The 5834-nt window shown below is 46.8% G+C and carries 4 protein-coding genes; all 4 read left to right on the top strand.

What is annotated here, in order from left to right; translation table 11 throughout:
* The first annotated feature begins 410 nt into the window (after nucleotides 1-410).
* The 4 genes from ACP2WE_RS25860 (at nucleotide 411) to feoB (ending at nucleotide 5654) form a co-directional block, all read left to right on the top strand.
* Nucleotides 411-2726: an NACHT domain-containing protein gene (locus tag ACP2WE_RS25860; protein ID WP_425218399.1), complete on the top strand. Its 2316-nt coding sequence runs from the start codon at nucleotides 411-413 to the stop codon at nucleotides 2724-2726.
* A gap of 1 nt (nucleotide 2727) precedes the next feature.
* Nucleotides 2728-3483: a sterol desaturase family protein gene (locus ACP2WE_RS25855; protein WP_425218398.1), complete on the top strand. Its 756-nt coding sequence runs from the start codon at nucleotides 2728-2730 to the stop codon at nucleotides 3481-3483.
* A gap of 125 nt (nucleotides 3484-3608) precedes the next feature.
* Nucleotides 3609-3848, top strand: a complete 240-nt coding sequence (locus ACP2WE_RS25850; RefSeq protein WP_425218397.1) for a FeoA family protein — start codon at nucleotides 3609-3611, stop codon at nucleotides 3846-3848.
* A 6-nt stretch (nucleotides 3849-3854) separates the two neighbouring features.
* Nucleotides 3855-5654, top strand: coding sequence for a ferrous iron transport protein B (gene feoB, locus ACP2WE_RS25845; protein ID WP_425218396.1), 1800 nt, complete (start codon nucleotides 3855-3857; stop codon nucleotides 5652-5654).
* Nucleotides 5655-5834 lie beyond the last annotated feature (180 nt).

Here is a 5834-nt window from a genome sequence, read left to right as displayed (position 1 = left end):
GCTAGTTCTTGTTCTGTTTCTTTGATGACGATCGCTGTTTTCCCTGCCATCTTACTTCTGCCTTTATACTTTTTTCTCTAGTTTAGTCTATCTGTTATCCTACGCCTTTAAATTGGTATTAATAAGTTTTTGACTGTATGAAATGATTTTTTTTGGTTGAGTTCGTTACAAAACTTTGCGAACTTGGATTGCTTGGAAGTACCGAGCTAGGTATATTTACTTCTATTTTTTCTGACTAAACTGTTTGATTTAATGTTTGATTTAATTCCAAATAGTCTGTAATTAAAGCATTTCGGTGGAATTTGCATTATTTTATTCTTACAAAATCCACTAACATAGAAGAGATCCTAAAATGATTCACGTTCATAAAAGTTTGAGTTCCAAGTCCTATTCATGAGCTTCTTAATTTTATGGTCAAGCGATCGCTACAGGCTTCTCTTCCCGGTATTCAGCAGGCTAAACGCGCGTTTGGACTGAAAGGATGGACGCAGGAAAATTTGGCAGGAGAAGTAAACTTAAAGACGCGCCAGCCGATCTGGCGGTTCTTCACTGGACAACCTGTCGATCGCCATATCTTTATGGAAATTTGTTCGATCTTAGATTTAGATTGGCGAGAGATTGCGATCGATCCACCCGCAGAATTTCCCGAGCCCGGAGGAGCCGCTTCAGCGGCTCCTCCAGATATTGACGCTCTTGTGCAGCAGGTGCGATCGCAATATCGGGAAACCATCCAGACCCAGTGCGGTATCTTGCAGTTACTCGATGTCAACCGTCCTGTCAGCATTGATGACATCTATGTAGATGTGAATATTTTGGAAGAGATTGCCAGCCGACAGTGGTTTGAGATTGCTGAGTTGCAAAGACTAGGGCCTGAGGCATTCGACCGCGTTGGTTTGGGAGCAGTCGATCGAAAGCAAATATCGGGAATGCAGGTAGTCGAAACCTACTCAAAGCTGAGAGTGCTGGGTAAACCTGGCGTGGGCAAAACCACCTTTCTCCAATATCTTGCGATTCAGTGTAATCGAGGCAAATTTGCCGCACATCAAATTCCGATCTTTATCCTATTGAGAGATTTTGCCGAGGAATCTAGAGAGAATGGTAAGTTCAGCCTTCTAGAGTACATTCGCCAGGCATTTCTTGTTGCAGGTGTTTCCAATCTATCGGCGCTGGAAGTTTTATTGCAATCAGGTAGGATACTGCTATTGCTGGATGGCATGGATGAAGTATTAAGTCAAGACAGCACAGCAGTGCTTAGAGAGATTCGCAAGTTCTCAGAAAAGTATCACAGAAATCGGTTCGTGGCATCCTGTCGCACTGCGGCGCAAAAGTTGCAAATGCGTGGCTTTTACGATGTGGAAATTGCGCCCTTTACCCAAGAACAAATTAACGTTTTCGCACAAAAGTGGTTTGTGGCATTCACGAAAACCACCGCTCAATCTGGGCGGGATCGGTCGATCCTGTTTATGCAGAATTTGAACTTGCCCGAAAATTGGCATCTGCGCCAACTGGTGGTCACACCCCTATTTTTGCATCTCGCTTGCTGGGTGTTTCACGGTCAGGCTAAATTTCCTGCTAAACGAACGGAGTTTTACAAGCAAGGACTAGATTTGCTTTTGGGCAAATGGGATGAATCCAAAGGGATTGCACGGGATGATGTCTATCGAGGTTTTTTATTGCCCCAAAAACAGAAACTGCTGAGCCAACTTGCCGCCGTTACCTTTGAGAAGGGGCAGTACTTTTTTGAGCAACGCACGATCGAGCAATATATTGGAGACTATTTGCGACATTTACCAGGTGAGGTCTTGGAGGCAGAGGAACTCCAACTCGAAAGCGAAGCTATGCTGAAATCGATCGAGGCCCAACATGGGCTACTCACAGAACGGGCGCGCGGCATCTTTTCGTTCTCTTCTTTGGCATTTCAAGAATACTTCACGGCTCGAAAAATTGTGGCAAGTCATAATTTGCGGTCATTAGAGCAAGCACTGGGAGGGCTAGTCAAGCACATCGACGATCCGCATTGGCGCGAAGTCTTTTTATTAACGGCTTCCATGTTGCGAAGTGCAGATTCGCTGGTACAGTTGATGAAGCAACAAATTGATGCCTTAGTCGCTCAAGATCCCTATCTACAAGAATTTTTGAAGTGGGGAAGCCAAAAAACGCAAATCACCCCCGTCGAAAAAGATGCCACGATTAGAGCCTTTTACCTTGCCCTCGCTCGCACGCCTCACATTGCCTCTGACTTTGCCCTTGCCTGTACCCTCGATCAGGGGATGTTTTTTGATGTGGCATTGGATGAATTGCTGAGTTCTTGTGCGATCGATCGAAGTTCAGATTTTGCCCACGCTCATGCCTGTGGTGATGCGCTTAGCAATATTCTGGGCATGGTAATTGATGCGGGTTTCCAAAAATCCTTGCAACAACTTCAGGCGCAATTGCCAAATCCCGATCAAAGTCTAGAGCGTTGGCAGGAATGGTGGAAGGCACACCATGAAGCTTGGGGAGAACAGTTAAAGTCAGCGATCTCTCGTTATCGAAAGATCGACCAAAAGTGGCACTTTAGCCCCGAGCAAAAGCAAATGTTGCAAAGCTACTACGATGCCAATCAGCTCTTAGTAGATTGCTTGAATAGTAACTGCGAAGTCACAGGGGCAATTCGAGAAGAAATCGAAGCGACATTGTTACTCCCTCAAAAGGAACTAGAAGATCGGGAATGGACAGGAGAATAAATTGTTAGATCGCTCATTTGGATTTTACGGACTCGCTTTTTTCGGAATTATCTTGTTACGGTATTTTCTGGTAGCAGGAGGAACCTATGTAGTCTTTTATTCGCGATTTAGTCAGTCTTTGATTCGCAACCATTTGCGGCATCCCTCTCCCTCTTGGCTGTCGATTCAACACGATATCCTGCTCTCGGTTCTCTCAACGGCAGTGTTTGCGATCGCTGCCGCCGCGATCGTGTCGGGGTACGATTTGGGCATTACGCGCTTATATAGCGACGCGCAACAGTATGGGCTGTGGTATTTAGGGGTTAGTTATGCCGCTGTGTTGTTGCTCCAAGATGCCTATTTTTACTTCACCCACCGCTTGTTTCACCATCCCCTGCTCTTTCGTTGGATGCATCAGGGGCATCACCGATCGCGCTACCCTACACCTTGGACATCCTTTGCCTTTGACCCCTTAGAAGCGATCGTGCAGGCGCTCTTTTTGGTCGTTATTGTCTTTGTGCTCCCCCTGCATTTCATCACGCTAATTGCAGTACTGACGACGATGACGGTTTGGGCAGTGTTAAATCATCTGGGGCTCGATCGCTTGCCTCTATCGTTCCCTCATCATTGGCTGGGCAAATGGTTTATTGGACCCGACCATCATTCCATTCACCATCTCAAGTACACGATGCATTACGGGCTGTATTTCACCTTTTGGGACAAGCTGCTAGGCACGCAAGACCCAAACTATGAGAAGAAGTTTGACTTGGAGCGATGAGGAGAGAGGCTTGGATATGGCTAATTAGCTATACAGGCATGCAGTGAATTTTTATGTACGATCGCTAAGAAATTAGTATATATTGAGAATTACTTTCAATATGTCTATGGATTTTTGATTATCCTATGCCTGTCACCAACCTTACTAACCTCAAGCCCGGTCAGTCTGCCAAAATTGTTGCCTTAAATCTTGAGGCTGGACTCGAACGTCGCCTCTATGCCTTAGGGTTTCGTTGCGGGCAAGAAATTCATCTCTTACGACAGGGTTGGATGAAAGGCCCCCTACATGTGCGAATTTGCATGACGGAAGTGATGCTGCGTCGTTGCGATGCGTTTCAGGTTCAGATTGCGTCGATCAGTGGGTAAAGACCCATGAAACGTATCGCTGTTCTGGGGATGCCCAATACCGGAAAGTCTACATTTTTTAACCGCCTTACAGGTTCGCTCGCGCACATTGGCAATTGGCCAGGGATCACGATCGAGCTGATGCTGGGAAAGGTGAAACTGGGGGATGGCGATGAGTTTGCCGAGGTCGTGGATTTACCAGGGATTTACGATCTGCATGGGTTTTCCGAGGATGAAGGCGTCGTGAGGCGATTTCTAGAAAGTACGCCGCTAGATTTAATACTAATTATTCTCAATACAACGCAGATCGATCGGCAAATCATCTTACCCCTGCAAGTGAAGCAGATGGGATTGCCGGCAGTTCTGTTGTTGAATATGGTAGACGAAGCGGCTCGGTTTGGCGTGAAAGTGCAGCCAGATACCTTGTCCGAGCGTTTGGGGATGCCTGTCCTCCAGATCAGTGCCAAGTATGGCGCTGGCTATCACAATGCGATCGCTGCGATCGCAAAGACCCTAAACCAAAGCGATTCGGCAACTCAGATCGAACACCTCGACAAGCATCTCTTGTCCGATCGCCAATTGACCGATGAAATTCGTGCCGTGCTCGATGGTAGCGTAGAAATTCCTCTCAGGCTTTCCGATCGCTTAACCAGTCAGTTAGATCGGGTTTTACTGCACCCGATTTTGGGATTACCGATTTTTCTGGGAGCCATGTACCTCGTCTTCCAAGCAATCTACGCGATCGGTACGCCGCTTCAAGATTTGCTCCGTAATGGGTTGGATTGGTTTAAGGACAATGCCTTAGAGCCTTTGCTTACCTCACTGCCAGCCTTTGCCAAAGGATTTTTGATCGACGGTTTGTATGATGGCATTGGGACGGTTGCCGTATTCCTTCCTGTGATTTTTCTGTTTTTTCTCTGCATGGCGATCGTTGAGGACAGTGGTTATCTCTCCCGTGCCGCCTTCTTGATGGATGCATTGATGGAGCGCTTGGGACTCGATGGTCGTTCTTTTGTGATGTCGCTCATGGGGTTTGGCTGCAATGTCCCAGCTATTTTGGGCACAAGGGTGATGCGATCGCCTGGATTGCGGATGCTATCGATGTTGGTGATTCCATTTTCCCTTTGTTCGGCGCGGCTGAATGTGTTTATGTTTATCTCTACGGCGATGTTTACCGCCAGTGTTGCGCCTAGGGTCATCTTTAGCCTCTACTTACTGAGTTTTGCTGCCGCCATTCTCACCGCCGCTTTGTTTAAGGGTAAGTTCCCCAGTCAAGAACCGATGGTACTAGAACTGCCACCTTATCGATTTCCTACAATTAAGCAAATGCTGGTTCGGGCTTGGTGTGAAGTCAAACATTTTTGGTTTTGGTCGCGCAGGTTCATCATTTTTGGCGTAGTGGCGATCTGGCTCTTAAATAACCTCCCGACCAATGTGCCCGTAGCTAGCGCTCAAACACTTTCAGGAATGCTGGGGCAGGCATTGCAGCCTCTGTTTGCACCACTTGGCATCGACCCACAACTTACGGTTGCCCTGTTTTTTGGCTTCATTGCCAAAGAGATTGTCCTAGGTGGGCTGGCAGTCATCTACAGTAAATCGCAAAGTGCTGACCTTGCAGGTGCGATCGCGCAGCAAATTGATTGGGTTCAAGCCTATAGTTTTATGCTGTTTACGTTGCTCTATTTACCCTGTCTATCCACAATTGCCGTGCTAAAGAGCGAGTCAAAGAGTATCAAGTTTGCGCTGCTATCGGTGGGGTGGTCTCTGGGGCTAGCATGGGTCGCTACTTTTATCTTTTACCAAGGGGCAAGAGCCCTAGGATTCTGACTTCTCAACCAAGATTCCACCACCAATCTGTTATACCAATTTCAAGGGAATAACGTCATTTCGGGATAAGAAAACCTGAAACGCTATACATCCCAAGGATCCCCCCCAGCCCCCCTTTTTCAAGGGCAGGGCTGTTTCATTCTTGAGATAGAAGAAATAAAAAAGATAAATATAGGTAAA

Source organism: Tumidithrix helvetica PCC 7403, assembly GCF_965232925.1.
Lineage (GTDB): Bacteria > Cyanobacteriota > Cyanobacteriia > Pseudanabaenales > Pseudanabaenaceae > Tumidithrix > Tumidithrix helvetica.
The sequence above is the reverse complement of the archived record's forward strand: the minus strand, read 5'-3'. Positions and strand labels throughout refer to the sequence as shown.

What these genes read in the sequence shown, in the direction of transcription:
- ACP2WE_RS25860 (WP_425218399.1), top strand. Translation starts at nt 411, where the DNA reads ATGGTCAAGCGATCGCTACAGGCTTCTCTTCCCGGTATTCAGCAGGCT.
- ACP2WE_RS25850 (WP_425218397.1), top strand. Translation starts at nt 3,609, where the DNA reads ATGCCTGTCACCAACCTTACTAACCTCAAGCCCGGTCAGTCTGCCAAA.
- feoB (WP_425218396.1), top strand. Translation starts at nt 3,855, where the DNA reads ATGAAACGTATCGCTGTTCTGGGGATGCCCAATACCGGAAAGTCTACA.